24 protein-coding genes, 2 rRNA genes and 1 pseudogene are annotated in these 26,326 nt (G+C 76.2%); 22 read left to right on the forward strand and 5 right to left on the reverse strand.

Annotation, left to right across the window (positions count from 1 at the left end; translation table 11 throughout):
- The 4 genes from ACI783_RS15310 to ACI783_RS15325 all read left to right on the forward strand — a co-directional run.
- Positions 1–78 (forward strand): 23S ribosomal RNA (locus ACI783_RS15310); the annotation flags it as partial.
- A 103-nt stretch (positions 79–181) separates the two neighbouring features.
- Positions 182–298 (forward strand): 5S ribosomal RNA (rrf, locus tag ACI783_RS15315).
- A gap of 1,384 nt (positions 299–1,682) precedes the next feature.
- Complete coding sequence (locus ACI783_RS15320; protein WP_457141241.1) at positions 1,683–2,585, forward strand: hypothetical protein; 903 nt, start codon at positions 1,683–1,685, stop codon at positions 2,583–2,585.
- 86 nt (positions 2,586–2,671) lie between these two features.
- The gene (locus ACI783_RS15325; RefSeq protein ID WP_457084176.1) at positions 2,672–3,034 is read left to right on the forward strand and encodes a single-stranded DNA-binding protein; all 363 of its coding nucleotides are present in this window, start codon (positions 2,672–2,674) and stop codon (positions 3,032–3,034) included.
- Between the two features lie 6 nt (positions 3,035–3,040).
- On the opposite strand, the gene ACI783_RS15330 is transcribed toward ACI783_RS15325, so the two are convergent.
- Positions 3,041–4,363 (reverse strand): DUF1015 family protein, encoded by a 1,323-nt coding sequence (locus tag ACI783_RS15330; RefSeq protein WP_457141242.1) that lies wholly within the window; start codon positions 4,361–4,363, stop codon positions 3,041–3,043.
- 86 nt (positions 4,364–4,449) lie between these two features.
- Between ACI783_RS15330 and ACI783_RS15335 the strand changes: the two genes are divergently transcribed.
- Positions 4,450–4,848 (forward strand): tetratricopeptide repeat protein, encoded by a 399-nt coding sequence (locus tag ACI783_RS15335; protein ID WP_457084172.1) that lies wholly within the window; start codon positions 4,450–4,452, stop codon positions 4,846–4,848.
- A 55-nt stretch (positions 4,849–4,903) separates the two neighbouring features.
- Complete coding sequence (locus ACI783_RS15340) at positions 4,904–5,992, forward strand: HAD-IIA family hydrolase (protein WP_457141243.1); 1,089 nt, start codon at positions 4,904–4,906, stop codon at positions 5,990–5,992.
- A 54-nt stretch (positions 5,993–6,046) separates the two neighbouring features.
- Here the strand turns inward: ACI783_RS15340 and ACI783_RS15345 are convergent, their stop codons facing one another.
- A complete protein-coding gene (locus ACI783_RS15345) occupies positions 6,047–6,385 on the reverse strand; it encodes an alkyl sulfatase C-terminal domain-containing protein (RefSeq protein WP_457084168.1) in 339 nt (112 codons plus the stop codon).
- 442 nt (positions 6,386–6,827) lie between these two features.
- Between ACI783_RS15345 and ACI783_RS15350 the strand changes: the two genes are divergently transcribed.
- From ACI783_RS15350 to recN, 4 genes are read left to right on the forward strand one after another with little or no spacing between them, the layout of a single operon-like run.
- Positions 6,828–7,010: a hypothetical protein gene (locus ACI783_RS15350; RefSeq protein ID WP_457141244.1), complete on the forward strand. Its 183-nt coding sequence runs from the start codon at positions 6,828–6,830 to the stop codon at positions 7,008–7,010.
- On the forward strand, positions 7,010–7,807 hold the full coding sequence (locus ACI783_RS15355; RefSeq protein WP_457084165.1) for a TlyA family RNA methyltransferase: 798 nt from the start codon (positions 7,010–7,012) through the stop codon (positions 7,805–7,807). Before ACI783_RS15350 ends, ACI783_RS15355 begins: the two co-directional genes overlap by 1 nt.
- Positions 7,808–7,848: 41 nt before the next feature.
- Complete coding sequence (locus ACI783_RS15360) at positions 7,849–8,850, forward strand: NAD kinase (protein WP_457141245.1); 1,002 nt, start codon at positions 7,849–7,851, stop codon at positions 8,848–8,850.
- Entirely contained in the window at positions 8,825–10,609 is a 1,785-nt protein-coding gene (gene recN, locus ACI783_RS15365; protein ID WP_457141246.1) for a DNA repair protein RecN, read from the forward strand. Before ACI783_RS15360 ends, recN begins: the two co-directional genes overlap by 26 nt.
- Before the next feature lie 61 nt (positions 10,610–10,670).
- Here recN and ACI783_RS15370 read toward each other — a convergent pair whose 3' ends face one another.
- The gene (locus ACI783_RS15370) at positions 10,671–11,510 is read right to left on the reverse strand and encodes a TetR/AcrR family transcriptional regulator (protein WP_457141247.1); all 840 of its coding nucleotides are present in this window, start codon (positions 11,508–11,510) and stop codon (positions 10,671–10,673) included.
- Positions 11,511–11,672: 162 nt separating this feature from the next.
- Between ACI783_RS15370 and steA the strand changes: the two genes are divergently transcribed.
- The 9 genes from steA (at position 11,673) to ACI783_RS15415 (ending at position 22,627) form a co-directional block, all read left to right on the forward strand.
- Positions 11,673–12,857: a putative cytokinetic ring protein SteA gene (gene steA, locus ACI783_RS15375; protein WP_457141248.1), complete on the forward strand. Its 1,185-nt coding sequence runs from the start codon at positions 11,673–11,675 to the stop codon at positions 12,855–12,857.
- Entirely contained in the window at positions 12,854–13,807 is a 954-nt protein-coding gene (locus ACI783_RS15380) for a copper transporter (RefSeq protein WP_457141249.1), read from the forward strand. The genes steA and ACI783_RS15380 overlap by 4 nt, the downstream gene beginning before the upstream one ends.
- Complete coding sequence (locus ACI783_RS15385; protein WP_457141250.1) at positions 13,804–14,652, forward strand: hypothetical protein; 849 nt, start codon at positions 13,804–13,806, stop codon at positions 14,650–14,652. The genes ACI783_RS15380 and ACI783_RS15385 overlap by 4 nt, the downstream gene beginning before the upstream one ends.
- The gene (murJ, locus tag ACI783_RS15390; RefSeq protein ID WP_457141251.1) at positions 14,649–16,277 is read left to right on the forward strand and encodes a murein biosynthesis integral membrane protein MurJ; all 1,629 of its coding nucleotides are present in this window, start codon (positions 14,649–14,651) and stop codon (positions 16,275–16,277) included. Before ACI783_RS15385 ends, murJ begins: the two co-directional genes overlap by 4 nt.
- Complete coding sequence (locus ACI783_RS15395) at positions 16,270–17,430, forward strand: glycosyltransferase family 4 protein (protein ID WP_457141252.1); 1,161 nt, start codon at positions 16,270–16,272, stop codon at positions 17,428–17,430. The genes murJ and ACI783_RS15395 overlap by 8 nt, the downstream gene beginning before the upstream one ends.
- The gene (locus ACI783_RS15400; RefSeq protein WP_457141253.1) at positions 17,427–19,790 is read left to right on the forward strand and encodes a hypothetical protein; all 2,364 of its coding nucleotides are present in this window, start codon (positions 17,427–17,429) and stop codon (positions 19,788–19,790) included. Before ACI783_RS15395 ends, ACI783_RS15400 begins: the two co-directional genes overlap by 4 nt.
- Entirely contained in the window at positions 19,774–21,510 is a 1,737-nt protein-coding gene (locus ACI783_RS15405; protein ID WP_457141254.1) for a CTP synthase, read from the forward strand. The genes ACI783_RS15400 and ACI783_RS15405 overlap by 17 nt, the downstream gene beginning before the upstream one ends.
- A complete protein-coding gene (locus tag ACI783_RS15410) occupies positions 21,510–22,100 on the forward strand; it encodes an NUDIX domain-containing protein (protein WP_457141255.1) in 591 nt (196 codons plus the stop codon). The genes ACI783_RS15405 and ACI783_RS15410 overlap by 1 nt, the downstream gene beginning before the upstream one ends.
- Positions 22,101–22,213: 113 nt before the next feature.
- Positions 22,214–22,627 carry a GlcG/HbpS family heme-binding protein gene (locus ACI783_RS15415; protein WP_457141256.1) on the forward strand — a complete coding sequence of 138 codons (414 nt, stop codon included), beginning with the start codon at positions 22,214–22,216 and terminating at the stop codon, positions 22,625–22,627.
- Here the strand turns inward: ACI783_RS15415 and ACI783_RS15420 are convergent.
- Positions 22,612–23,256: a hypothetical protein gene (locus ACI783_RS15420; RefSeq protein ID WP_457141257.1), complete on the reverse strand. Its 645-nt coding sequence runs from the start codon at positions 23,254–23,256 to the stop codon at positions 22,612–22,614. The two genes, ACI783_RS15415 and ACI783_RS15420, sit on opposite strands and share 16 nt — an antisense overlap.
- A 142-nt stretch (positions 23,257–23,398) precedes the next feature.
- On the opposite strand from ACI783_RS15420, the gene ACI783_RS15425 reads away from it, so the two are divergent.
- Together ACI783_RS15425 and ACI783_RS15430 are read left to right on the forward strand one after the other, a co-directional pair.
- Positions 23,399–24,328, forward strand: coding sequence for a helix-turn-helix domain-containing protein (locus ACI783_RS15425; protein ID WP_457141258.1), 930 nt, complete (start codon positions 23,399–23,401; stop codon positions 24,326–24,328).
- A pseudogene (locus ACI783_RS15430) lies at positions 24,325–24,711 on the forward strand (dihydrofolate reductase family protein); the annotation flags it as partial. The gene ACI783_RS15425 and the pseudogene ACI783_RS15430, both read left to right, overlap by 4 nt.
- 156 nt (positions 24,712–24,867) lie before the next feature.
- Here the strand turns inward: ACI783_RS15430 and ACI783_RS15435 are convergent.
- Positions 24,868–25,740: an oxidoreductase gene (locus ACI783_RS15435; protein ID WP_457141259.1), complete on the reverse strand. Its 873-nt coding sequence runs from the start codon at positions 25,738–25,740 to the stop codon at positions 24,868–24,870.
- A 126-nt stretch (positions 25,741–25,866) separates the two neighbouring features.
- Between ACI783_RS15435 and ACI783_RS15440 the strand changes: the two genes are divergently transcribed.
- Entirely contained in the window at positions 25,867–26,310 is a 444-nt protein-coding gene (locus ACI783_RS15440) for a winged helix-turn-helix transcriptional regulator (protein ID WP_457141260.1), read from the forward strand.
- Positions 26,311–26,326 lie beyond the last annotated feature (16 nt).

The following is a 26,326-nucleotide window of genomic DNA, read 5'->3' on the forward strand; positions in this document are numbered from 1 at the left end:
AGCGGGTTGATAGGCCGGAAGTGGAAGCGGCGTGAGTCGTGGAGCTGACCGGTACTAATAGGCCGAGGGCTTGATCACACACACCATCCAGCCTTCTAGCAAGTGATGTGTCGCGTCCACTGTGCAGCTCTGAAACGACGAACACCTCCTGGTGGTGGGGGTGTCGACGGTTTCACAGTGTTACGGCGGTCATGGCGAAAGGGAAACGCCCGGTCTCATTCCGAACCCGGAAGCTAAGCCTTTCAGCGCCGATGGTACTGCCCGGGGGACCGGGTGGGAGAGTAGGACGCCGCCGGACAATCTTTCAACGAACGGGGGGTCGGAGCATCTGCTCCGGCCCCCGTTTCGTGCGTTCAGGGCCTCCTCTGCGCGTGCGGCCGAGGGCCACGAAACGGCCCGCCGGCCGCGATCCGTTCCGGTAGCGCTCAGGCGTGCACCGATTCCCAGTGAGGTACGTACACACCATGACTTCTCCGCGTCGCGGGCCCGCAGGCTCTGATCGAGGTCGAGGCGCTTCCTCCGGGAGCGGCCGCGGAGCTGGCGGTGGGGGGCGGTCCGGTGGACCGCGGCAGGACGCCGCCGGCGACCGCGGGCGCCCCGCCGGACACCGTGGTTCCCGTAGTGGCGACCCGCGCGGGGGTGCGCAGAGCGGTGAGCGTCCGCAGCGTTCCGGTGGCGGGGACCGGCCCTCGTGGCAGGACCGCCGTCCCGCAGGTGACCGTCCGCAGCGTCCCGGTGGCGGGGACCGGCCGTCGTGGCAGGATCGCCGTCCCGCCGGTGATCGTCCGCAGCGTCCCGCGGGTGACCGTCCGCAGCGTTCCGGTGGTGGGGACCGGCCCTCGTGGCAGGACCGCCGTCCCGCGGGTGATCGTCCGCAGCGTTCCGGTGGCGGGGACCGGCCGTCGTGGCAGGACCGCCGTCCCGCGGGTGACCGTCCGCAGCGTTCCGGTGGCGGGGACCGGCCGTCGTGGCAGGACCGCCGTCCTGCCGGTGACCGTCCGCAGCGTTCCGGTGGCGGCGATCGGCCGTCGTGGCAGGATCGCCGTCCCGCCGGTGATCGTCCGCAGCGTCCCGCGGGTGACCGTCCGCAGCGTTCCGGTGGTGGGGACCGGCCCTCGTGGCAGGACCGCCGTCCCGCCGGTGACCGTCCGCAGCGTTCCGGTGGTGGGGACCGGCCCTCGTGGCAGGACCGCCGTCCCGCCGGTGACCGTCCGCAGCGTCCCGGTGGTGGGGACCGGCCCTCGTGGCAGGACCGCCGTCCCGCCGGTGACCGTCCGCAGCGTCCCGCGGGTGACCGTCCGCAGCGTTCCGGTGGCGGGGACCGGCCCTCGTGGCAGGACCGCCGTCCCGCCGGTGACCGTCCGCAGCGTCCCGCGGGTGACCGTCCGCAGCGTTCCGGTGGCGGGGACCGGCCCTCGTGGCAGGACCGCCGTCCCGCCGGTGACCGTCCGCAGCGTCCCGCGGGTGACCGTCCGCAGCGTTCCGGTGGCGGGGACCGGCCCTCGTGGCAGGACCGCCGGCCGGATCGCGCGGCCGGTCGCTCTGCCGGGAAGAGGGACTGGCAGGACCGCCGGCCGGCAGATCCGGACGGCCCGACGGACGAGGTCGTCCGGCGTCCGGCTGCGCCGGAACTGCCCGAGTGGGCGGATGCCCGCGAGCTGGACCCGGCTGTCCGAGCCGCCTTGCGCGGTCTGGACTCACGCAACTCCGACGTCGTCGGCCAGCACCTGGTGGCCGCCGGCGGTCTGCTGGAGGAGGAACCCCAGCTCGCCCTCGAGCACGCCCGCGCTGCCCGGGACCGGGCGTCCCGGCTCGCGGTCGTGCGTGAAGCGGTCGGGGTCGCTGCCTACCACGCGGGTGACTACGCGGAGGCAGCTCGCGAGCTGCGCGCCTATGCCCGGATGGCCGGCGACCAGAGCTACCGCGCCGTGCTGGCCGACTGCGAACGGGCGCTGGGGCGTCCCGAGACCGCGCTGCGACTGGTGCAGGAGGCGCTGGTGACGTCGCCGGAGGGGGAGGAGCTCGTCGAGCTGCGGCTGGTGGAGGCCGGTGCCCGGCAGGACATGGGCGAGGAGCGTGCCGCCGTCCTGGTCCTGGAGGCCGCGCTCGGCGGTAGGCCCACGCCCGCTGATCTCGGCGACGCCGACCTCGGCCGGCTTCGGCTGGCCACCGCGTACGCCGACCTGCTCGCCGACCGGGGTGACGAGGACGTCGCTCAGCAGTGGTACGCGGCCATCGCGGCTGCCGATCCCGACGACCTGACCGGCGTCAGCGCGCACTTCGCCGAGGAACTCGAGGACGAGGAAGAAGACCCGGATGCCGCGGCTGACGACGTGCGTGCGGCCGGCGACGAGGCCACCGACCTCACGTCCGCGCCGGAGAGCGGGAGCGCCGACGACCCTCTCGACGCTGCCTTCGACGAGGAGATGCTGGACTCGGTGACCGGCCCGGTGACCGACGCCGACATCGAGGCGGAGGTGGCCGAGCTGCTGGGGGAGACGCCGCCGCCGGTGGAGCGCGACCACACCCGGCTCTTCCAGGAGCCGCCCGCCCACGGGGGCGAGGAGGACCCGACGACGGACTGAACTCCGTCGTCCACACCGGCCAAGGCTGTCCACAACTCGCGGTCAGCCCTGGCCGGCAGGTCCGGCTCCTGGCGAGGCTTGCCGGTATGAGCCTGGCCGTGATCGACCGGAACGACGTCGTGCTGCGTGGGCGGTTGTCCGCCCCGCCCGAACTGCGCCCATTGCCCAGCGGGGACACGCTGCTGCTGTTCAAGCTGGTGGTGCGACGCGAGAACCCGCGCCCGCGGGCGCCGAGGTCCGACGTCCTGACCTGCGTGAGCACCGTCCCCACGCTGCTGCGCTACGCCTCGGCCTGGCGCACCGACGACGTGGTCGAGGTCGAGGGCTCGCTGCAACGCCGCTTCTGGCGCACCCCCACCGGCACCGCCGTGGCCTACGAGGTCAGCTGCCGACGGGGTCGCAAGCTGCAGCGCACCAGCCGTGCTGCCGCTGCGCGTGAGCCGGTGTGAGCCCGGTCAGTCCTCGTGCGGTCGCAGCACCAGCCCGGTGCGCGGCTTGGGCAGGAAGAGCGTCGACTTGCGCGGCATGCGGGCACCGCTGCGGGCGACCGCGGCGACGTCCGCCGGAGCGGGGGAGTGGAGCAACAGGGCCACTCCCGCGCGCTCACCGGCCAACCGGAGCGCCTGGTCGACGTCGTGGGCGACCAGCACCGACGAGGGGTCGTCGGAGCGGTGCCACAGGTGGCCGAGCAGACCGTGGTGGGCCAGCACCACGTCGAGCGCCCGCCACGCCGCGGGGGCCTCCGTCGGCACGGTCGCCAGCAGGGTCGCGGTCGGGGCCGACAGCTCCACCACGCGCGTCCCGTCGGTCACCAGGAAGACCGGGCCGCCCACCGTGCCGGCCGCGCCGTCCGTGCCGCGGGCCCAGCGACGGCAGACCTCGGCGACCTCGCCGTCGGCGGGGGTGACGTCCCGTGCGGTCAACCCGGTCGCGGCGAGATCGACAGCGGCTGTCAGCGACAGATCGGGTGCGACGCGGTGGATCGCCTGCACCCGCAGGCCCCCGGGCCCGGCGGGCGTGAGCAGGGCGAGCACCGCACACCGCGCGGAGCCACCGGTCGCCTGGTGGGCCCGGGCAGCCGCGAACCGGTGGTGCCCGTCGGCGATGACCGCCTGGGTCCTCCCCAGGGCCGTGGTCAGCCGCTGCAGCACCAGCGGGTCGGTCACCCGCCACAGCCGGTGCGTCACGCCGTCCGGGTCGGTCACCTGCAGGGTGGGCGCGCCCTGCCCCGAGTGCCGCGTCACCTCGGCGACCTCCGGCTCCGGGTCGTGGGCCAGCACGATCGGCTCGAGGTCGGTTCGGGTCTCGTCGAGCAGCGCCCGGCGGCCCTCGACGGCCGGGGCGAACGTGTCCTCGTGCGGCAGCACGGCGGTCGACCCCGCCGGTGGCACGTGGACCGCCCCCAGCCATCCGGTGGTCGCGGTGGTTCCCGGGGTGGCCATCTCGTACCGCCACATCGCCGGCACGTCCTCCCGGACCAGCACCCGCTCGGCCAGCCACTGCCGCAGGTTGGCCGCCGCCGCGCGCGCCGAGGCCCGGTCGCGTGCGGCGCGGCCCCCGGTGACGGGGTCGACGTGCGGCAGGATCAAGCGGACGATGTTGTGCGGGTCGGCCTCGACCAGGCGGTCGCGGCCCCCCACGGTGACCAGGTCGTAGGCCGGCGAGCTCACCCGGGCCAGGTGCGCGGGGTCGTGCTCCCGGTAGACCAGGGCGCGGAAGGGCCGGACGTCGAGCCCCGTCGCGGTGGAGGGCGGGACGTCCGCCGGCGGGGTGGGCACCGCCCGATGGTAGGAGCGAGGTGCCGGCCGGCTCGCGCCGGCCGGGCCTCGGCGGGGCGGTCCGGGGCGACGGGGAAGGAGCAGCGGTGGAGCCAGGTCAGCCGGACGGCGGCGTCTACGAGTGGTACCAGCGCGGTCTCCAGCTGCTGGGAGACGGGCACCCCGATGCCGCGGCCACCTTGCTGGAGCGCGCGGTCCACGCCGAACCGGCCTCCCGGAGCGTGCTGGAGGCGCTGGCGCGTGCCCAGTACGACGCGGGCCGCTACCGCGAGGCGATCGGGAGCTTCGCCCGGATCATCGACGCCAACCCCACCGACGACTACGCCCAGTTCGGCCTCGGGCTCGCCGCCAGCCGCGCCGGGGACCTCGAGCTCGCCGCCGAGCACCTGGCCCTGGCCGTGGCCATGCGGCCCGACCTCACCCACTACGCCCAGGCGCTGCGCGGCGTGCGCGCCCGCCGCGACCTAGCCCAGGAGCTGCCATGACCGACCCGACCCCTGCCTTCCGCCCCGTCCTCGCCGACCGGTCCGAGGCCCCCGCGTGACCGCACCGGAACGGCCGCCGCTCGCCGCTGGCAGCGACCGGCCGCCGGCCGGTGAGTACGACGTCGCGCTGCTCGACCTCGACGGGGTCGTCTACGTCGGCCCTGCAGCGGTGCCCGGTGTGCCCGAGGCCCTCGCCGCCGCGCGCGACCAGGGCATGCGCCTGGGCTTCGTGACCAACAACGCCGCGCGCACCCCGGAACAGGTCGCCGAACACCTCACGGAGCTGGGCGTCTCCGCTGCGGCCGAGGACGTCATCACCAGCTCGCAGGCCGCGGCCACGGTCGTCCGGGAGCTGGTCGGCGCGGACGCGCCCGTCCTGGCGGTCGGCGGCCCGGGTGTGGCGGCCGCGCTGACCGCCGCCGGGCTCCGGGTCGTCGAGCGGGCCGAGGACGGGCCGGCGGCCGTGGTGCAGGGCTACGGGCCCGGGGTGGGCTGGGCGCAGCTCGCCGAGGCCGTGGTGGCCGTGCGGAACGGAGCCCGGCACGTGGCCACGAACACCGACGCGACCATCCCCTCCCCGCGGGGGGTGCTGCCGGGCAACGGCGCGCTGGTGGGGGTGGTCAGCACCGTCACCGGCCGGGCCCCGTTGGTGACCGGGAAGCCCGACCCCGCGATGCACGCCGAGTGCGTCCGCCGCACGGGCGCGGCCCGGCCCCTGGTCGTGGGCGACCGCCTGGACACCGACATCGAGGGCGCCCGGCGGGCCGGCGCGGCCAGCCTGCTCGTCCTCACGGGGGTCGCCACCCCGGCCGACCTGCTCGCCGCGGTTCCCGAGCACCGGCCGGACCTGCTCGCTGCCGACGTCGCCGGGCTGCTCACCCCGCACCCGGCGGTGGAGCCGGTCGAGGGTGGCTGGCGCTGCGGGGGCTGGCTGGCCGAGGCCGCCGGCGGTCACCTGGTGCTGCGGTCGTCGGGCGCCGATGGAGACGGCGGTGACGGGCTGGACGGGCTGCGCGCCCTCGCCGTGGCGTGCTGGGCGGCGGACGGCCGGTCCACCGGCGAGGGCTGCCGACGGCCACCGGTCAGCGCAGCCGACGCCCCGGCGGCCGCGGCGCTGGCGCAGTGGGGTCTCGTCCCGGGTTGACCGCCCTGCCCGGACCGTCGGGCGGGAGACGGGCGGCTCACCGCCGCCCCGGGGTCAGAGCATCGAACGGAGCCGGAGCATGTCGCGCAGCCCGGCCTCCAGCTTCACCCGGCCGCTGGCCCAGGCCGGGGTGAACGACAGCTCGCCGGCCGTTAGTGCCAGCAGGTCGTCGCTGGTCATGGTCAGCCGGATGTCGGCCTTGGGCACCGCCGGCCCCTCAGGCACCGCGGTCATGTCGTGCACGGCTCCCCGGGCCAGCCGGCCCTGCACCACCTGGCCGAGGTCGGTGAGCCGGCAGGAGACGGTGCGGTCGAGGTCGCGGGCCGCGTCCTTCGCGGCCAGCCGGCCGACGAAACCGGTGAGAGCGGTCATGCACTGGTCCAGCGTCGCCACGGAAGGGGTGCCTCCTCCAGCCGGTGGCCGGGCAGGTCCCGGCCGGGGCAGTCCAGAGCGGGACGCTACCGGCGGCCACCGACACCGGCGCGGCCGGTCAGGGGCGGTCGGCGGCTCGGCGGCGCTGGAGGTCCGCGGGTGCTCCGCCGCGCCGCAGGCAGTCCGCACGGGCCGGTAGCCTGCGACGTGGTCCGCCGCCGTCACACCCCGGGGTGGACCGGTCCGGGAGCCCGCAGCACCCGACCGTGGCCCCGACCAACTGCACGCCCATCCGACGGCTCGCCGGTCCACCGACGGCACAGCCCGATCACCGACCCCGTGGAGGAGGACCGTGAGCCACCCGGAACGACCGCGCCCGGTGCCCGGCTCCCCGCGCCCGGTGCCCGGCCCCCCGCGCAGTCCCGCTGTCGGTCCGCCGCCCGCGTCCGACCCGGCGACCGGCGTGACCAGCGGCGCCCCGGGTCCGGACGCGGGATCGGGTCCGGACGCGCCGGCGCGCGACGTCCCCCCGGCCGGTTCGCCGTTCGCCGCACTGGCCGAGCGGCCGGTGACCGAGCACGTGGGGGTCTACGAGGCCGAGCACGAGCGGTTGCAGCGCGAACTGTCGACCATCGACGAGCTCTGATGGCACGTCGCAGCCGGCTCGACGCCGAGCTCGTCCGTCGTGGGCTGGCCCGCTCCCGGGAGCACGCCGTCGCGCTGATCGCCGAGGGGCGGGTCACCGTCGCCGGTGCCGCCGCCACCAAGCCGGCCACCGGCGTGGAGGCCGGCACCCCGGTGGTCGTCCGCACCGACCCCGACCAGCCCAGCTGGGTGTCCCGCGGCGCGCACAAGCTGCTGGGCGCGCTGGCGGCCTTCGACGTCGACGTGACCGGCCGGCGCGCCCTGGACGCCGGGGCCTCCACCGGTGGGTTCACCGAGGTGCTGCTCAGCCGCGGAGCCCGCGAGGTGGTCGCGGTCGACGTCGGGTACGGCGAGCTGGCCTGGTCGCTGCGCACCGACGACCGGGTCGCGGTGCACGAGCGCACCAACGTCCGGGAGCTGACCCCGGAGGTGATCGGTGGGCCGGTGCAGCTGGTCGTGGCCGACCTCTCGTTCATCTCGCTGCGGCTCGTGCTCCCTGCGCTGACCAGCTGCGCCACCCCCGACGCCGACCTGCTGCCGATGGTCAAGCCCCAGTTCGAGGTCGGGCGCGAACGGCTGGGCAGTGGCGGAGTCGTCCGCGACCCGGCGCACCGTGCCGAGTCGGTGCTCACGGTGGCCAGGGCCGCGGCCGACCTGGGCTGGGGCACCGCCGGGGTGGTGGCCAGTCCGCTGCCCGGCCCGGCGGGCAACGTGGAGTTCTTCCTCCGATTGCGCCGCGACGCCCCACCACCGCAACCGGACGACGTCGACCGAGCAGTTCAGGAGGGACCACAGTGACCGAGTGCCTGCCACCGCGGGAGGGGGGCGGGGTCCGGCGCGTGCTGCTCGCCGTCCACACCGGACGGGCCGACATCGTCGCGCTCGCCCGGTCCGCGGCCGCCCGCCTGGCCCGGGCCGGCTTCGTCGTCCGGGTGCTCGACGACGAGGCGGTGGACCTGGCCATCCCCGGCGCCGAGGTCTGCACGTTCGGTCCGCAGGCCGCCGAGGGAACCGAGATCGTGCTCGTCTTCGGCGGGGACGGCACGTTCCTGCGTGCCGCCGAGCTCGCCCGCTCCACCGATGCGGCGATCACCGGGGTGAACCTGGGCCGGGTCGGCTTCCTCGCCGAGACCGAGCCGGAGTCGGTCGAGGAGATGCTCGCCGCCGTCGAGCGGTGCCAGTACGAGGTGGAGGAGCGGCTGACCCTGGAGGCGACGGTCCTCGACGACGAGGGGCGGCCCGTCGGCGGCACCTGGGGCCTGAACGAGGTGTCGGTGGAGAAGGTCGAGCGCGCCCGGGTGCTCGACGTCGTCCTGGAGGTCGACGGGCACCCGCTGACCAGCTTCGGCTGCGACGGCGTGCTCTGCGCCACCCCGACCGGCTCCACGGCCTACGCGTTCTCCGCCGGCGGCCCGGTGGTGTGGCCCGACGTGGAGGCGCTGCTGCTGGTCCCGGCGAACGCGCACGCCCTGTTCTCCCGGCCGCTGGTCACCTCACCGAGCTCGGTGCTCACCGTCGCCGTGCCGCACGACGGCGCCCGGGCGCGGGTCTCCGCCGACGGCCGGCGCGTGGTCGAGGTGCCCGACGGCGGCCGGGTCGAGGTGCGGCGCTCGGACCGGCCGGTGCGGATCGCCCGGGTCAACCCGACCTCCTTCGGCGACCGGCTGGTCGCCAAGTTCGGGTTGCCGGTGCGCGGCTTCCGTGACGCTCGCTCGCACGGGCCCGGGCGCGAGGCGCCGACCTGGCACAGCAACGTGCTCGCCCGCGGGATCAACACCGCCGACGGCGCCACCCGCCGCCCCGAGGAGGTGAGCGGTGGCGACCCGGACGACGCGGCCTGAGCAGGCCCCGCCGGCAGCGCCTCGCAACGGCGCCCTCACCGAGCTGCACATCCGCGGCCTGGGCGCCATCGACGACGTCACGCTGGAGCTCGGGCCCGGGCTGACCGTGGTCACCGGCGAGACCGGTGCCGGCAAGACCATGGTGGTGACCGGACTGACCCTGCTGTTCGGCGGCCGGGCGGACCCCGGCCGGGTGCGCGCCAACGGCCGGGCGAGCGTGGAGGGGCGGATCACGCTGCCGCCGGGCTCGCCGGTCTGGGACCGCGCGGCCGACGCCGGTGCCGATCCCGACGAGGACGGCAGCCTGATCCTGGCCCGCACGATCAGCGCCGAGGGCCGGTCGCGGGCGCACCTGGGCGGGCGCACCGTGCCGGTCGGCCTGGTCGCCGAGCTGTCCGAGGACCTGTTGGCCGTGCACGGGCAGACCGACCAGCTGCGGCTGACCCGGCCGGCGGAGCAGCGTCGTGCGCTGGACCGCTACGCCGGCCCGGCACACCTGGCGCTGATCGAGGAGCACCGGGCCGCCTACGCGCGGTGGCGCGAGCTCGCCGACGACCTGGACCGCCGGCGCAGCCAGGCCCGGGAGCTGGCGCAGACCGCCGACGTGCTGCGGCACGGGCTGGAGGAGATCGCCGCGGTCGCCCCCGAGCCGGGCGAGGACGAGGCGCTCGACGCCCAGGCCCGGCGGCTCGGGGACGCCGACGCGCTGCGCGTGGTCGCCGACGAGGCCCGGATCGCCCTGGTCGGTGACGTCACCGGGGAGCTCGGCGGCGACGGTGGCTTCCCCGCTGACGCCTCGGCCGCCCTGGCCACGGCCGAGCGGGCGCTGGCCGGCTCCGACGACCCGTCGCTGGTACTCCTGGCCCGGGACCTCGCCGACGCCGTGGCGGTGGTCTCCGACGTCGCCGTCCAGCTGGCCGGCTACGTCGCCGACCTGGACGCCGACCCGGCCCACCTGGCCGAGGTGCTGGACCGGCGTGCCGCGATCGCGGGGCTGGTGCGCAAGTACGCCGATCCGGGCGCCGGGCTCGCCGGGGTGCTCAGCTGGGCGGCCGACGCGCAGGAGCGACTGGCCCAGCTCGACGTCTCCGACGAGGCGCTCGAGGCGCTGGAATCCGAGCGGGACGCCGCCCGGGCCGAGCTGGCCGCACTGTCCGCCCGGGTCACCGAGGGCCGTCGGGCCGCGGCCGACGGCTTCGCCGCCGAGGTCGGCACGGAGCTGGCCGGGCTGGCCATGAAGAGCGCACAGGTGTCCTTCCGCATCGACACCGACCCCGACCACCTCGGTGCCGACGGCGCGGACGACGTGGTGCTGCTGCTGTCCGCGCACCCGGGTGCGCCCGCCCGGCCGGTGCACAAGGGGGCCTCGGGCGGTGAGCTGTCCCGGGTGATGCTGGCGATCGAGGTGGTGTTCGCCGGGGCCGACCCGGTGCCGGTGATGGTGTTCGACGAGGTCGACGCCGGCGTGGGCGGGCAGGCGGCCGGTGAGATCGGCGCGCGGCTGGCCCGGCTGGCGCGGGAACACCAGGTCGTCGTCGTCACGCACCTGGCCCAGGTCGCTGCCTTCGCCGACACCCACGTCGTCGTCGACAAGGCGCCGGACTCCGGTGCCGGGGTCACCGCCACCGACATCCACACGGTCACCGGCGAGGAACGGGTGCGGGAGCTGGCCCGGATGCTCTCCGGACTGGCCGACAGCGAGACCGGGCAGGCGCACGCCCGCGAGCTGCTGGCCGTCGCCGCCGACCGCGACCGCTAGGCCTGGCCCCCGTGCAGGGTCCCGCCGCGAGCGCGCGGGTGGCGGGGGCCACGGGGGTCCCTCATGGGCGTTCGGCGTAGCCGGCGAGGCCGGACTGCAGCAGCGCCAGCCCCGAGCGACCCCGGTCGCGCAGCTCGGCGACCAGCTCCGGGCCGGCGGCGCCGGCCAGCACCCGGTCACGGGCCAGCTCCAGCAGCCCTGCGTACAGCCCCAGCACCGAGTGGGCGGCGAGCCACGGTTCGAGCCGGCCCGGCCCGGCGCCGGTCTCGGCGGCGAACTCCGCGGCCAGGGCGTCGGTCAGCGCGCCGAGGATCTCCCGCTCCCGGACCTGCAGGGTCCGCGAGCCGCGGATCACCCGGGCCATCTCGGCGACGCCCTCGGCGGCCGCGGCGGAGCCGAGCTGGCTGATCGCGGCGACCACGAACCCGCCGGCGGCGGCGGGCGCGGACACCCCGGCGCGCCGGTGCCGGACGGCGTCGAGCAGCGCCCCGCGCATCGGCGGGTCGGCCTCGAAGACCAGCCCCTCCTTGACCGGGAAGTGGTTGAAGACCGTCTTCTCGACCACGCCGGCGCGCTGGGCGATCTCCTGCACGCTCACGGCGTCGAACCCGCGCTCGGCGAACAGCCCGGCGGCGGCGTCGACGATCTCCTCGCGGGTCTGCTGGCGGCGCAGCTCCCGCTTGTTCGGCCCCCCGCGCCCGCGCCGGCGGGCCGGGCGGCGGCGCTGCTCCTCGGCGGGCGGCGCGGGCGCGGCCGCCGCGGGCGGGGTGAAGGCCACCACCTGCGCGGTGCGCCCGGCGTCGTCCGCGACGGGATCGGCGCCGGCCGGGTCCACCGGCTCGGCGGCGGGGTCGTGCAGGACGGTCGCTGTACCCCGGCTCGCGGAGGCCCCTCCAGTCACAGCAGCCACGCTAGTGACGGGCCGGTCCCGTCCCCGGGCAGCGACACCCCGTGCGCTCCTCGGCGTGTCGCGGTCGACCCCGTGGCGTTCACCAGCTGTGATCAACCGGTCACCGTTGCGCGTCGGGCCTCGGGGCCCGACGGCCCGTGGGAGCATCGAGAGATGCGCATCGGCACCCTGCGGCGCGGACGGGCGTCCTCGACGGGACCCGGCGTGGCCGGCACCGTCCGGCTCGACCGGCGGACCAAGAACCTCACCAAGCGGCTGCGTCCCGGCGAGGTGGCCGTCATCGACCACGCCGACGTGGACCGGGTGAGCGCCGACTCGCTGGTCGCCGCCAGGGTCGCCGCGGTGGTCAACGCCGCGCCCAGCACCACGGGCCGCTACCCCAACCTCGGTCCCGGGATCCTGGTGGAGGCGGGCATCCCGCTGGTCGACGGCGTGGGCAAGGAGGTCTTCGAGACCCTCAAGGAGGGCACGGAGGTCCGGGTCGAGGGCAACCGGCTCTACGCGGGGGAGACCCTCGTCGCCGAGGGCGTCGAGCAGACCCAGGAGACGGTCGACGCGGCGATGGCCGAGGCCCGGGCGGGGCTGTCCACCCAGCTCGAGGCGTTCGCCGCCAACACCATGGAGTACATGAAGCGCGAGCGCGCGCTGCTGCTCGACGGCGTGGGCGTGCCCGACGTCCGCACCCGGATCGAGGGCCGGCACGCCCTCGTCGTCGTCCGCGGGTACGACTACAAGGAGGACCTGGCGGCGCTGCGGTCCTACATCCGCGACTACCGGCCGGTGCTCATCGGGGTCGACGGCGGCGCCGACGCCATCCGCGAGGCCGGCTACCAGCCGGACATGATCATCGGCGACATGGACTCGGTCAGCGACGACGTCCTGCGCTGCGGTGCCGAGGTCGTGGTGCACGCCTACGCCGACGGGCGCGCGCCCGGGCTGCAGCGCGTGCTGGACCTCGGGGTCGAGGCGATCACCTTCCCGGCGTCGGCCACCAGCGAGGACATCGCGATGCTGCTGGCCGACGAGAAGGGTGCCTCGCTCATCGTCGCCGTCGGCACGCACGCCACGCTGGTGGAGTTCCTGGACAAGGGCCGCGGCGGCATGGCCTCCACCTTCCTCACCCGGTTGCGCCTGGGCGGCAAGCTCGTCGACGCGAAGGGGGTGAGCCGGCTCTACCGCAGCCGGATCTCCACCCTCGCCCTCACCCTGCTGGTCCTCGCCGCCCTGGCGTCGATCGCGGCGGCGCTGGCCGTCTCGACCGCCGGTCGGGTGTACCTGGACCTGCTCATCGACCAATGGAACAGCTTCACGTTCTGGCTGGAGAACCTCTTTTCGTGATCGACTTCCGCTACCACCTGGTCTCGCTGATCGCGGTCTTCCTGGCCGTGGCGCTGGGCATCGTCATCGGCACCACCCAGCTCAACGGGCCGGTGCTGACGAACCTGCAGAACCAGGTCAGCCAGCTGCAGGAGGACAAGCGGGCCCTGGAGGACCAGACCCGGGAGCTGCAGGCCCAGCTCGACGAGGACGGTGGCTTCGACGAGGCCGTCGGCCCGGTGCTGGTGGCCGACCGGCTCGCCGGGCGCAGCGTGCTGCTGGTGGTCGCCGACGGCGAGGTCGACCCCGAGGTCGTCGAGGGCGTCACCGCGTTGCTGGGCAGCGCCGGCGCCACGGTCACCGGCACGATCCGGCTCACCGACGCGTACGCCGACCCGGCCACCGCCAGCAGCCTGCAGAGCTACGTCACCGGCCCCGGGCTGCCGGCCGGGGTCGTGCCCGCCGAGACCGGCGACACCGGCGAGCTCGTCGCCTCGGTGCTGGCCCAGGTGCTGATGGTGCCCAGCTCGGGCACCGAGGGCCCCGGGGAGGCGCCGGACACCGCCGCCACCTCGCAGCTCCTCGCCGGCCTGGAGGAGCTCGACGTGCTCAGCCGGGAGACCAGCTCGGTGAGCCCGGCCGACTACGCGGTGGTCCTCACCTCCGGGGCCGTCGAGGGCGAGGACGCCGAGGCGCGCACCGCCGCGCTGGTGGACCTGGCGACCGCGCTGGACGCCCAGGGGTCCGGTGCCGTCGTCGCCGGGGACGCGGCCGCCGCCCAGGAGGGTGGGCTGGTCGCCGCCGTCCGGGCCGATTCCGGGGCCAGCGACAACGTCTCCACCGTCGACAACGTCACCGCGCCGGCCGGCCGGATCAGCACCGTGCTCGCCCTGGTCGCCGAGGGCGCGGGCACCTCGGGGCAGTACGGGTCCGGCGAGGGCGCCCAGCCGGTGCCGGCGCCGATCTCGTGAGCCCTCGTGGTCGGCACCGCCGGACCCTGGCCCTGACGGCCGCCGGTGCGCTCGCCGCCCGGGCCGGGCTGGCCGGCGCCGCGGCGCTCACCGCCCACCCGGCCGGGGACCGCTGGCGGCGCACCAACTACGCGGGGCGGCCGGTGACGCTGCTCGGCGGTCCGGTGCTGGCCGCCGCGGCGACCGCCACCAGCGCGGCCGGTGCCCCTCCCGGGCAGCGGGCCGCCGCGCTCGTCGTCGGTGCGGCGGCGGGGCTCGTCGGCGGCTACGACGACCTCGCCGGCGCCCGCCCGGAACAGGCGCGGGACAAGGGCCTGACCGGTCACCTGGCGGCGCTGCGCGCCGGCCGGGTCTCGGCGGGTGCGGTGAAGGTCGCCGGGATCGGCGCGGCCGCCGCGGTGGCGGCGGTGCTGACCCGCCGCGGCACCGGCACCGGTGCCCTCGTCGACGGCGTCCTCACCACCGGTCTGGTCGCCGGGACGGCGAACCTGGTCAACCTGCTCGACCTGCGCCCCGGCCGTGCCGGCAAGGCCGCCGTGCTGCTCGCCTCGGCCACCGCCGGTGGGCCCGCCGGAGGGCTCGTCGCCGGCCCGCTGGGGGCCACCCTCGGGGTGCTGCCGGCCGACCTCGGCGAGCGGGTCATGCTCGGTGACTGCGGCGCCAACGCCGTCGGCGCGCTGCTCGGGCTGCGCCTGGCCGCACTGCCCGGTCGTCCGGCGCGCGCGGGCCTGCTCACCGGGATCGCCGCGCTGACCCTGGCCAGCGAGCGGATCAGCTTCACCGGCGTCATCGAGGCGACTCCGGGGCTGCGCGAGCTGGACCGGCTCGGCCGCCGGCGGGCGTGAACGCCCGGCGGGTCGCCTCGGGCGTGGCGGGGGCGGCGCTGCTGATCTCGGCGCTGACCCTGCTGGCGCGCATGGCGGGGTTCGGCCGCACCGTGGTGTTCACCAACGCCGTGGGCGCGAACAGCACCGCGGACACCTACGTCGCGGCCAACAACGTGCCGAACATCGTCTTCGAGGTGGTGGCCGGCGGCGCGTTGGCCAGCCTGGTGGTGCCGATGCTCGCCGGTGGCATCGCCGCCGGCGACCGGGAGCAGGTCCGCCGCACCGCCGGGGCGCTGCTGGGCTGGTCGCTGCTGGTGCTCGTGCCGCTGGCCGTCCTGCTCGCCCTGCTGGCCCGGCCCATCGCGGCGGTGCTGCTGGGCGGGGCCGCCGGGGACCCGGCCAAGGTCGACCTGGCCGCCCGCTTCCTGCTGGTCTTCGCCCCCCAGGTGGTGCTGTACGGCATCGCGGTCGTGCTCACCGGTGTGCTGCAGGCCCATCGCCGGTTCGCCGGGCCGGCGGTCGCCCCCCTGCTGTCCACCCTGGTCGTGGCCGGCACGTACCTGCTGTTCGCCGGACTCGGGGGCAGCCGCACGGTCGACGGGCTGTCCACGACCGCCGAGCTGGTGCTGGGCGTGGGTACGACGCTGGGCGTCGCCGCGCTGGCCGGGTGCCTGCTGGTGCCGCTGCGCGGACTGGGCCTCCGGCTGCGGCCCTCGTTGCGCTTCCCGGTCGGTGCCGCGCCGCGGGTGCGCCGGCTGGCGCTCGCCGGGGTGCTGACCCTGGCCGGGCAGCAGTTGGTGGCGGTGGTGGCGATCCGGTTGGCCAACGCCGGGCCGGACGGCACCCAGACCGCCTACTTCGCGGCCATGACCGTCTTCCTGCTCCCGTGGGCCGCGCTGGCCGTGCCGGTGGCCACCTCGGTGTACCCGGGGCTGACCGAGCGGGCCGCGGTCGGCGACGAGGAGGGGTACCGGCGCACGCTGGCTCCGGCGGTCGTGCTGACGGTGGTGGCGAGCGCGGTGGCCGCGGCCGGACTGGTCGCCGTCTCCGGGCCGATCGCCCGGGTGTTCCTCGCCGTTCCGGACGACCCGGGGACCGCCGCCGCGTTGCAGTCGGCGGTCGTCGCCTTCGCCCCGGGCCTGGTCGGCTACGGACTGGTCGCGCTGCTGTCCCGGGCGCTGTACGCCCGTGGCCTCTGGCGTGCGCCGACCGTCTGCGTGGCCGGCGGGTGGCTGGTCGCCGTCGTCGCCGACCTGGTGCTGTCGGCCGCACTGCCGTCGGCTGACCGGGCGCTCGCGCTGGCCGCCGGGCACACCGTCGGGGTGACCGTCGCCGGCCTGGCGCTGCTGGTGGTGATCGGCCGGCTGGCCGGAGCCGGTGCGCTGGCGGGCGTGGCGCACGCCGGAGGGGGCGCCGTCGCCGCCGCCGTCCTGGGCGGCGCGGCGGGTCTGGCGACCGCCCGCCTGCTCGGCGCCGACCTGGTCCCCGACGGCGTCCCGGCGGCCCTCGGCAGCGGCGTGGTCGCCGGTGCGGTCGTGCTGCTGGTCGCGGGTGCGGTCATGATGGGCACCGCCCGGCGGCCGCTGCTCGCGGCCGTGGCCGGGCTGCGCGGACCGGTACGGCAGGAGGTGCCCCATGGCTGACCCGCAGGAGCCCCCGCTGGCCGACCGGCGGATCGCCGAGGTCCTCGCCACCAGCACCGGTGGCGTCGGCATCCACCTGCGCTCCCTGCTGGGCCCGCTGGGGCGGGCCGGTGCCTCCGTGCGGGTGTGCGGCCCGCGGGCCACCGAGGAGCTGTTCGGCTTCACCGCCGCCGGCGCCGACTTCCGCCCGGTCGGCATCTCCGCCGGTCTGGACCCGGCCGCCGACCTGCGCGCGGTGCTGGCGCTGCGGGGCGCGGCCGCCGGCGCAGACCTGGTGCACGCCCACGGCCTGCGGGCCGGCCTGGTCGCCGCGGCGGCCCGCCGGCTGGCCGGGCAGCGGCGTCGCCCGCTCGTGGTCACCCTGCACAACGCCCTGCCCGAGGGGGGTGGGTTCCGGCGGCGGGTGCTCCAGGTCGCCGAGCGGGCGACCATCCGCGGCGCCGACGTCGTGCTGGCCGCCTCCGGCGACCTCGCCGAGAACGCCCGCCGGCTCGGTGCCCGCGACGTCCGGGTCGCCCCGGTGGCCGCGCCGCCGTTGCCACCGCCGCAGCGCCCCCGGCCGGAGGTCCGCCGGGAGGTGGGCCTGGACGACGACAGCCGGCCGCTCGTGGTCGCCGTCGGCCGGCTGCACCCGCAGAAGGGCTACGACGTCCTGCTGGACGCGGTGGCCCGCTGGGTCGCCGACCCGCGGCTGCGGCCGGCCCCCCTGGTGGTCATCGCCGGTGACGGCCCGCTGCACGACGAGCTCGCCGCCCGGATCCGCGCCGAGCAGCTGCCGGTCACCCTGCTGGGCCGCCGCACCGACGTCGCCGACCTGCTGGGCGCCGCGGACGTCTGCGTGCTGCCCTCGGTCTGGGAGGCCCGCTCGCTGACCGCGCAGGAGGCGCTGCGGGCCGGCACCCCGCTGGTCGCCTCCCGCGTGGGCGGCATCCCCGAGCTGGTGGGGAACGCCGCCGAGCTGGTGCCGGTGGGTGACGCCGGTGCGCTGGCCGAAGCCGTCACCCTCGTGCTGACCGACCCGGCGCGGACCGCCCGGCTGGGCGCCGCAGGCCCACGCCAGGCGGCGACCTGGCCCGACGAGGCGGCGACCGCGGCCCAGCTGGTCGCGCTCTACCAGGAGCTGCTCGGCCCGCCCGCCGGGTTGCGCCGGTGAGCCGGGTGGCCCGGGCGGTGCCCGTCCTGCCGCTGCTGCTCGCGGTGCTGGCGGGTCTGCTCGCCGGCACCACCGGGACGGCGGCCGCCGCGGACGGTGCGGCCGCCGACCGGTGGCGGGCCGACCGGGTCCTGGTGGTCGGGGTGGCCGGCCTGCTGTGGTCGGACCTGGACCCCGAGACGACGCCGCAGCTGTGGTCGCTGGCCGAGGAGTCCGGGATCTCGGCGGTCTCGGTCCGAGCCGCCCGGTCCACCACCTGCCTGCTCGACGGCTGGGCGACCCTGGGCGCGGGCAACCGTGCGCGGTACCCCGGCCCGGTCGAGCCGATCCCGCCGGTGCCGCTGCCCAGTGCCCCGGTGCCCGAGGATGAGGACGGGGACGGCGCCGGACCGGGCACCCCGGCGGCCCAGCCGGTCGACACCTCGCTGTCCTTCTGCGGTCTGGAGGAGCAGGTCGCCGAGGTCGGCCTGGAGGAGCCCCGCCGCACCGTCGAGCGGGTCACCCAGGACGCGGCCACGGCCCGCTTCGGTGCCCGGCCCGGGGCTCTGGGTGACGCGGTCGGGTGCAGCACCGCGGTCGGGCGTGCCGCGTCCCTGGCGGTGGCCGGACCCGACAGCCGGTTCACCGTCGTCGACCGGCTGCCCGACGACCCGGCCGAACTGGCCGCGCTGCTCGACGACTGCGCACTGACGCTGGTGGCCCTGGACAACCTCACCGACGCGGGCAGCTCGAGCCAGCAGGAGACCGAGACCGGCACCCGGGCCGACGCCCGGCCGTGGGCGGTCCGCCAGGCCGACGCCGCCGTCGGCGCCCTGCGCGACGCCGTGGCCGGGCTGCCGGGGGAGACGCTGCTGGTCCTGCAGGGGGTCTCCGAGGTCAACGACGGCCGGCCGCAGCTGCACGTCGGCATGGTCTGCGGGCCCGGGTTCGAGCCCGGCTGGCTCAGCTCGGCGAGCACCGGCCGGGCGCCGTTCACCCAGCTGATCGACGTCGCCCCCACGGTGCTGCGGGCGCTGGGTGCCGAGCGGCCGTCGACGATGAACGGGCAGCCGATGCGGGTGGCCGGTGCACGCCCGCCGCTGGCCGAGGCGGTCGCCGCGCTGGAGCACGCCAACACCCGCGCGGTGGTGCACCACCGCAGCACCAGCACCTTCTTCTGGATCCTGGTGGCGCTCAACGGCGCGCTGCTGGCGGTCGCGCTGCTGGTGCTGGGGCCGCGCCACCCCCGCCGGGACGTGCGCGGCCGGGCCCGGGGTGCGCTGCGGGTCGCCGCGCTGGTCGTCGCGTCGGTGCCGGTGGCCACCTACCTGGCCGGCGTCGTCCCCTGGGAGCAGACGGCCCAGCCGCGGGTCGCCCTCGCGCTGGCCGTCGCCGTCGCCGCGCTCGCCATCGGCGGGGTCGCGGCCGCCGGGCCGTGGCGGCGCCGGCGCCTGGGGCCGCCTGCCGTGGTCCTCGCCGTCACCCTGGTCACGCTGGTCGCCGACGTGCTGGCCGGCTCGCCGCTGGAGCTCAACGGGCTGCTCGGGTACGACGCGATCGTCGCCGGCCGGTTCACCGGGTACGGCAACCTGACCTTCGCCCTGCTGGCGGTCAGCGCCCTGCTGGTCACCGCCTGGGTGGCGGCGTGGTGGGCCGGGCGGGCACCCACGCCGTCCCGGTGGCGCTGGACGCTGCCGGTGCTGGCCGCCGGGGTCGTCTGCGTGGTGCTGGTCGGCGCGCCGGGGCTGGGCCGCGACTTCGGTGGGGTGCTGGCCGCGGTGCCCGGCTTTGTCGTGCTGGGGATGCTGCTGGCACGGATCCGGGTGACCGTCGCCCGGATGGTGCTGGTGATCGCCGCGGCCGTGGTCGTGGTCGGGTCGGTGGCGGTGCTGGACTGGATGGGCCCGCCCGACGACCGCAGCCACCTGGGCCGGTTCGTCGGGCAGCTGATCGAGGGCGAGGCGTGGACGGTGGTCAGCCGCAAGGCCTCGGCCAACCTGGCGATCCTCACCGGCAGCACGCTGTCCTGGATGCTGCTGGTCGCCGCGGCCGCCGCAGGGTGGCTGCTGCGCCCCGGGGGCCTGCTGCGCAGCGCACCCGGACGCCGGCCCGGGGGGCTCTCCGGCGCCCAGCTGCGGGTGCTGCGGGCCGGGCTGACCGCGGTGGCGCTGAGCCTGGCCGTCGGGGCCCTGGCCAACGACAGCGGCGTCGCCCTGCCGGCCACCGCGGCCGCCGTTCTGGTGCCGCTGCTGATCTGGCTGGCCGCCGGCACCCCGGTGGCCAGCGGTGCCGACGGCGACCCGGGGGGCGGCGCCCCGGGAGGGGAGCCGGAGGGCGGGGACCAGAGTGTTAGCGTGGGCGTCCGTGGGTCGACTGGCTGAGCACGGCAACTCTCCCGACAACCGGCGGGGGCCTCTTCTCCCCAACTCGCAGCCGACGAAGTTCATCTTCGTCACCGGCGGCGTGGTGTCCTCACTGGGCAAGGGCCTCACGGCCAGCTCGCTGGGTGCGCTGCTGTCGGCCCGGGGTCTGCGGGTCACGATGCAGAAGCTGGACCCCTACCTCAACGTGGACCCGGGGACGATGAACCCCTTCCAGCACGGCGAGGTGTTCGTCACCGAGGACGGCGCCGAGACCGACCTGGACATCGGCCACTACGAGCGCTTCCTGGACGACGACCTGACCGGCCGGGCCAACGTGACCACCGGGCAGGTGTACTCCGACGTCATCGCCAAGGAGCGGCGCGGGGAGTACCTCGGGGACACCGTGCAGGTCATCCCGCACATCACCAACGAGATCAAGTCGCGCATCATGGCCGTGGCGGACAGCGCCGAGCGCGTCGACGTGGTGATCACCGAGGTCGGCGGCACGGTCGGCGACATCGAGTCGCTGCCCTTCCTCGAGGCCGCCCGCCAGGTGCGGCACGAGATCGGCCGGGACAACTGCTTCTTCCTGCACATCTCCCTGGTGCCCTACATCGCGCCCTCGGGGGAGCAGAAGACGAAGCCCACCCAGCACTCGGTGGCCTCGTTGCGCAGCATCGGCATCCAGCCCGACGCGCTGGTCTGCCGGTCCGACCGGGAGGTCGGGGAGAGCATCAAGCGGAAGATCAGCCTGATGTGCGACGTCGAGGCCGAGGGCGTCATCTCCTGCCCCGACGCCCCGTCCATCTACGACATCCCGAAGGTGCTGCACCGGGAGGGGCTGGACGCCTACGTCGTCCGCCGGCTCGGGCTGCCGTTCCGGGACGTCGACTGGACCGTCTGGGGCGACCTGCTCGACCGCGTGCACCAGCCGAAGCAGACGGTGACGATCGCCCTGGTCGGCAAGTACATCGACCTGCCCGACGCCTACCTGTCGGTCACCGAGGCGCTGCGGGCCGGCGGCTTCGCCCACCGGTCGCGGGTGGAGATCCGCTGGGTCCCCTCCGACGACTGCGAGACAGAGGAGGGCGCCGCGGCGGCGCTCGCCGGCGTCGACGGCGTGTGCATCCCCGGCGGCTTCGGGGTCCGCGGCATCGAGGGCAAGCTCGGCGCGATCCGGCACGCCCGGGTCAACGGGATCCCGACGCTGGGGCTGTGCCTCGGCCTGCAGTGCATGGTGATCGAGACCGCCCGCAACCTGGCCGGGATCACCGGCGCGAACTCCACCGAGTTCGACCCGGGCACCTCCGACCCGGTCATCTCCACGATGGCCACCCAGCTCGACGTCGTCGCGGGGCGGGGGGACATGGGCGGCACGATGCGGCTGGGCAGCTACCCGGCCGCGCTGCAGAAGGGCTCGGTGGTGGCCGCCGCCTACGGGTCGACCGAGATCACCGAGCGGCACCGCCACCGCTACGAGGTGGCCAACGCCTACCGTGACCGGCTGACCGAGGCCGGCCTGGTGTTCTCCGGCACCTCGCCGGACGGGACGCTGGTGGAGTTCGCCGAGCTGCCCGCCGACGTGCACCCCTTCTTCGTCGGCACCCAGGCCCACCCGGAGCTCAAGAGCCGCCCCACCCGCCCGCACCCGCTCTTCGCCGCCTTCGTGCAGGCGTCGGCGAGCTACCAGGACTCCGCACGGCTCCCGGTGCCCGACGAGGAGCCGGTGGGCATCTGATGGGGGCGCCGCACCAGTACGAGGTGCTCGCCAGCGAGGAGGTCTACGCCGGCCGGGTGATCTCGCTGCGCAAGGACACCGTGGCGATGCCCGGTGGCGGGGACAGCGTCCGCGAGGTCGTCCGGCACCCGGGTGCCGTCGCGGTCGTGGCGGTCGACGACGACGACCGGGTGGTGCTGCTGCGCCAGTACCGGCACCCGGTGGGGCAGCACCTGTGGGAGCTGCCGGCGGGGCTGCGCGACGTCGACGGCGAGCCGCCGGTGGTGACCGCCCGCCGGGAGCTGGCCGAGGAGGTGCAGCTGGCCGCCGAGCGATGGTCCCTGCTCACCACCCACTTGTCCTCACCGGGCTTCTGCGACGAGCAGGTGGTCATCTACCTGGCCGAGGGCCTCTCCGACGTCGACCGGCCCGAGGGCTTCGTGGTCGAGCACGAGGAGGCGGACATGACCGTCGAGCGGGTGCCACTGGCCGAGGCCGTGCAGCAGGTCTTCGACGGGACGATCCGCAACGCTGCTGCCGTCGTCGGCCTGCTGGCCGCGGCGCAGGCCCGGGCGACCCGGCCCCGGCTGCGCCCGCTCGACGGCGCCTGAGGGAGGACCACCCTCCCTCCCCACGCCTCGCAGGCTCGGCGCGGTGCCCTGGTGGGCGGCCGACGTGGCGCCCCGGCTTGTCGCCGGGGCGCATGGCAGGACAGGCTGGAGCCGTGCTGACCCTGGACCAGGCCCTGGAACTGCTCGCCTCCGCCCGGGCGGAGGCCGAGGGCATCGGCGTGCCGATGTCGTTCGCGGTGACCGATCCCGGCGGCCACCTGGTGGCCGTGGCCCGGATGGACGGCGCGCCCTGGATCACCCCGGAGGTGGCGCAGGGCAAGGCCTGGACGTCGGTCGCCTTCCGGGTTCCCAGTGACGTGCAGAAGACCCGGATGCAGACGATGCCGAACTTCGTGTCGGCGCTGACCGCCATGACCGGTGGCCGGTACACCCCGCAGACCGGCGCGGTCCCGGTGCACGCCGACGGTGCCCTGGTCGGCGCGATCGGCGCGGCCGGCGGCAGCGGCGCGCAGGACGAGGCGGTCTGCGCGGCCGCGGTCGCCGCGTGCGGCTACACGGTGGGCTGATCCGAACGGGCGTCCGGGGGCACCTCCAGGCCCAGCCGGCGCAGCTCGAGCGCGGCCAGATCGCGCACCGCGGCCGGGTCACCCGTCCGCCAGCGGGCGCCGGTGCCCACCGGCAGGCGGGCCAGGTCCGGCAGCGGCGCGGTCGCCATCGCGCGGGCGGCGAGCAGCTCCAGGTCGGCCGGCTCCACCCCGCCGGCCGCCAGCAACCGGCCGGCCGCGCCGGCCTCCCGCGCCCAGCGCAGCCGCGCCGGCAGCCGGCGGGCCAGCAGCCAGCCCACCGGGAGCACCACGAGGACCACCGCCAGCACCGCGCCCAGGGTGTGCACGGCGTCGGAGGTGGCCTGTCCGGCGCCGGTCACCGAGGCGCCGGCCTGGCCGAGCGCCTCGAACGGCCCGGACAGCTCGTCGCCGACCACCGGGACGTCGTCGGCCGCGCCGGCGGCGGACTCCATCGTCCCGGACAGCTCACGGCCCAGGCCGGCCACCGCCTTCCCCGGCTCGGCCAGGGTCAGCACGGCGCCGTGCACCGTCCGGGCGACCAGCACCCACAGCACCGCCCAGAGCAGCAGGCCGAGGTCGCCGGCCACCTGGCGGGCCCGGCGGTCGGCGCGGTCGGCGTACAGGCGCATCGGGCAGCTCCGGGGGAGGGGTGCGACGTGGGTCCGGTCGAACGGGTCCTGGGCATCGTGCGGCACGCGGCTGCGCGCGGCGATCCAGAACCGAGCAAGAACGGTCGGGCCGGCGAGCCCGCCCGCTCGGGAGACTGCTGTCATGACCGAGGACGTGCGGGCCGGGCGTGACCGGCTGCGCGAGCTGCTGGACGCGGTGCTGGACGAGGGCAACCGCACGCTCACCGAGATGGCCGGGGACGCCTTCGCCTCCCCGTGGCACTTCAGCCGCCAGGTGGCCCGGGGTGCCGGGGAGTCGCCGGTGGCGCTGCGCCGGCGGGTGGAGCTGGAGCGGGCGGCCTGGCAGCTGCAGCAGGGGCGGCGGGTCACCGACGTCGCGTTCGCCGCCGGGTACGAGTCGGTGGAGGGGTTCAGCCGCGCGTTCGTCCGGGCCTACGGCCACTCCCCGGGGCAGCAGGCACCGGCGCCCACCCGCGACCACCACTGGCTCCCCGCGCCCAACGGCATCCACTTCCACCCGCCGACCTCGCTGTGGGTGGCCGGTGAGCCCGGTGCCCGCGGCGGGGACGAGGTCACCGCCCTGCTGGTGCACCACGCCCTGGACGACACCCGGTCGCTGCTGGAGATCGCCCGGGAGCTCACCGACGACGAGTACCGGCGTCCGCGCGCCGCCGATCTGCAGGTGCTGCCCTGGGACGGCCCGGAGGAGTCTCTCGCCGCCGTCCTCGAGCACCTGGTGCGGACGACGGAGGTCTGGCTCGCCTCGGTCGAGGGGGCCGATCACCCGGCCCGAGGCAGCGACGGCCCCGTCGCCCTGCTCGCCCGGCATGACGCCGCCGCGCCACGCTGGCTGGCCTTCGTGCGCGACGTCTCCCGCCGCGGCGCCTGGGGAGACCGGCTCGTCGACGCGCTCTGCGACCCGCCGGAGACGTTCGTGCTGGGCAGCGTCGTCGCCCACGTGCTGACCTTCGGGGCGCACCGGCGGCTGCTGGCGCGCCACTGGTTCCGCGCGGCCGGTGTGCCGGTCGACGCGGGCGACCCGATCGACTGGCTGAGCAGGAGGGCGACATGACCCGCACCGTGTACTACACCGCCACCTCCCTGGACGGCTTCATCGCCACGGGGGACCACTCGCTGGACTGGTTGCTCTCCCGGGAGAGCGACGAGGACGGGCCGATGGGCTACTCCGGGTTCATCGCCGGGGTCGGCGCCCTCGCCATGGGCGCGACCACGTGGGAGTGGGTGCGCCGGCACGACCCCGACTGGCTGCCGGAGCGGCCCGCCTGGGTGTTCACCCACCGCGACCTGGACGCCCCACCCGGCGCCGACGTGCGGTTCACCGCCGACGACCCGGCGCGGGTGCACGCGGCTATGGTGGCGGCCGCGGCCGGGCGCGACGTGTGGATCGTCGGCGGCGGGGACCTGGCCGGTCAGTTCGCCGACCGCGGCCTGCTCGACGAGGTCGTGGTCTCCATCGCCCCGGTGACCCTGGGCGCGGGGGCGCCGCTGCTCCCGCGCCGGTCGAGCTCGAGGTGCGCGAGTGCGCCCGCAACGGCGAGTTCGTCTGCGTGCGGTACGCGGTGGTCCCGACGCCGCCTGCGGCCTGAGCGGTCAGCGGCCGATCGCGTCGAGCTCGGTGAGGTCCTCGGCACCGAGCTCGAGCCCGGCGCCGGCGACGTTCTCCCGGAGGTGCGCCGTGGACGAGGTGCCGGGGATCAGCAGGACGTTGGGCGAGCGCTGCAGCAGCCAGGCGAGGGCGACCGACATGGGGGTCGCGCCCAGCCGGTCGGCCACCGCGGACAGCGCGGTCGACTGGAGCGGGGCGAACCCGCCGAGCGGGAAGAACGGCACGTAGGCGATCCCGTCCGCGGCGAGGTCGTCGATCAGCTCGTCGTCGTGCCGGACGGCGAGGTTGTACATGTTCTGCACGGCGACGATCGGCGCGATCGACCGGGCCTCGGCGACCTGTGCGGGCGTCGCGTTGCTCACCCCGAGGTGCCGGACCAGGCCCTGCTGCTGGAGTTCGGCCAACGTCTCGAACGGCTCGGCGAGCGAACCGGCGACGGGCCCCCCGGCGTCGCCGAGCCGCAGGTACACGAGGTCGAGCACCGGCAGGCCGAGCGTCCCGAGGTTCTCCTGCACCTGACCGCGGATCTCCTCCGGCTGCCGTGCCGGGGGCCAGCCGCCGGCCGGGTCCCGGGTGGCACCGACCTTGGTGGCGACGTGCAGCGACTCCGGGTAGGGGTGCAGCGCCTCGCGGATCAGCCGGTTGGTGACCCCCGGCCCGTAGGCGGCGCTGGTGTCGACGTGGGTGATGCCGAGGGCCACGGCCTCGCGGAGGACGGCGAGGGCGCCGTCGTGGTCGGCGGGCGGGCCCATGACCCCGGGGCCGGCGAGCTGCATCGCGCCGTAGCCGAACCGGGGAACGGTGAGGTCGCCCAGCGTCCAGCTGCCGCCGGGCAGCGGAGGGGAGAGCGTGTCCATGTCCTGCCTCCTCGGATGAGCAGGGGGTGTCCGGTGGTTCCTCCGGAGAGGGTGGTGCCGGAACTCCCCGGCGGGAAGCAGGCACCTGGAAGTGCGTAGGGCACCCAGGGGGAAGAGGAGCGGTTCGTGGCGACGACGACGGCGGCCCAGCGGCGGGCGCAGAGCAAGGTGGAGTACGACGCGTTCCTGGCGGCCTGCGCCGGCCGCCAGCTGTTCGACCGGATCTCCGACAAGTGGGTCACGCTGGTGCTGGCCGCACTGGGCAGCGGCGGCCCGCACTCCGACGGTGGCCCGTGCAGCGGCGAGCCGCGGGCGCTGCGGTACTCCGAGCTGGCCCGCCAGCTGGCCGGGGCCAGCCAGAAGATGCTCACCCAGACGCTGCGCTCCCTGGAGCGGGACGGGTTGCTCACCCGCACCGTGACGCCGACGGTGCCGGTCACCGTCACCTACGAACTGACCGACCTGGGTCTGTCGTTGTACGAGAGGATCCGCGGCCTCAAGCTCTGGGCCCAGGGGCACATGGACGAGGTGCTCGTCGCCCGCGCCGCCTACGACGCGCGGGTCGGCTGACCCGCCGAGGGTGGCC

Source organism: Modestobacter sp. SYSU DS0511, from assembly GCF_054050755.1.

Bases quoted from the DNA above. Each gene is read 5' to 3' on its own strand.
- ACI783_RS15435 (WP_457141259.1), bottom strand. From the start codon at position 25,740: ATGGACACGCTCTCCCCTCCGCTGCCCGGCGGCAGCTGGACGCTGGGC.
- ACI783_RS15420 (WP_457141257.1), bottom strand. From the start codon at position 23,256: ATGCGCCTGTACGCCGACCGCGCCGACCGCCGGGCCCGCCAGGTGGCC.
- ACI783_RS15425 (WP_457141258.1), top strand. From the start codon at position 23,399: ATGACCGAGGACGTGCGGGCCGGGCGTGACCGGCTGCGCGAGCTGCTG.
- ACI783_RS15410 (WP_457141255.1), top strand. From the start codon at position 21,510: ATGGGGGCGCCGCACCAGTACGAGGTGCTCGCCAGCGAGGAGGTCTAC.
- ACI783_RS15325 (WP_457084176.1), top strand. From the start codon at position 2,672: ATGAGCCTGGCCGTGATCGACCGGAACGACGTCGTGCTGCGTGGGCGG.
- steA (WP_457141248.1), top strand. From the start codon at position 11,673: ATGCGCATCGGCACCCTGCGGCGCGGACGGGCGTCCTCGACGGGACCC.
- ACI783_RS15355 (WP_457084165.1), top strand. From the start codon at position 7,010: ATGGCACGTCGCAGCCGGCTCGACGCCGAGCTCGTCCGTCGTGGGCTG.
- ACI783_RS15395 (WP_457141252.1), top strand. From the start codon at position 16,270: ATGGCTGACCCGCAGGAGCCCCCGCTGGCCGACCGGCGGATCGCCGAG.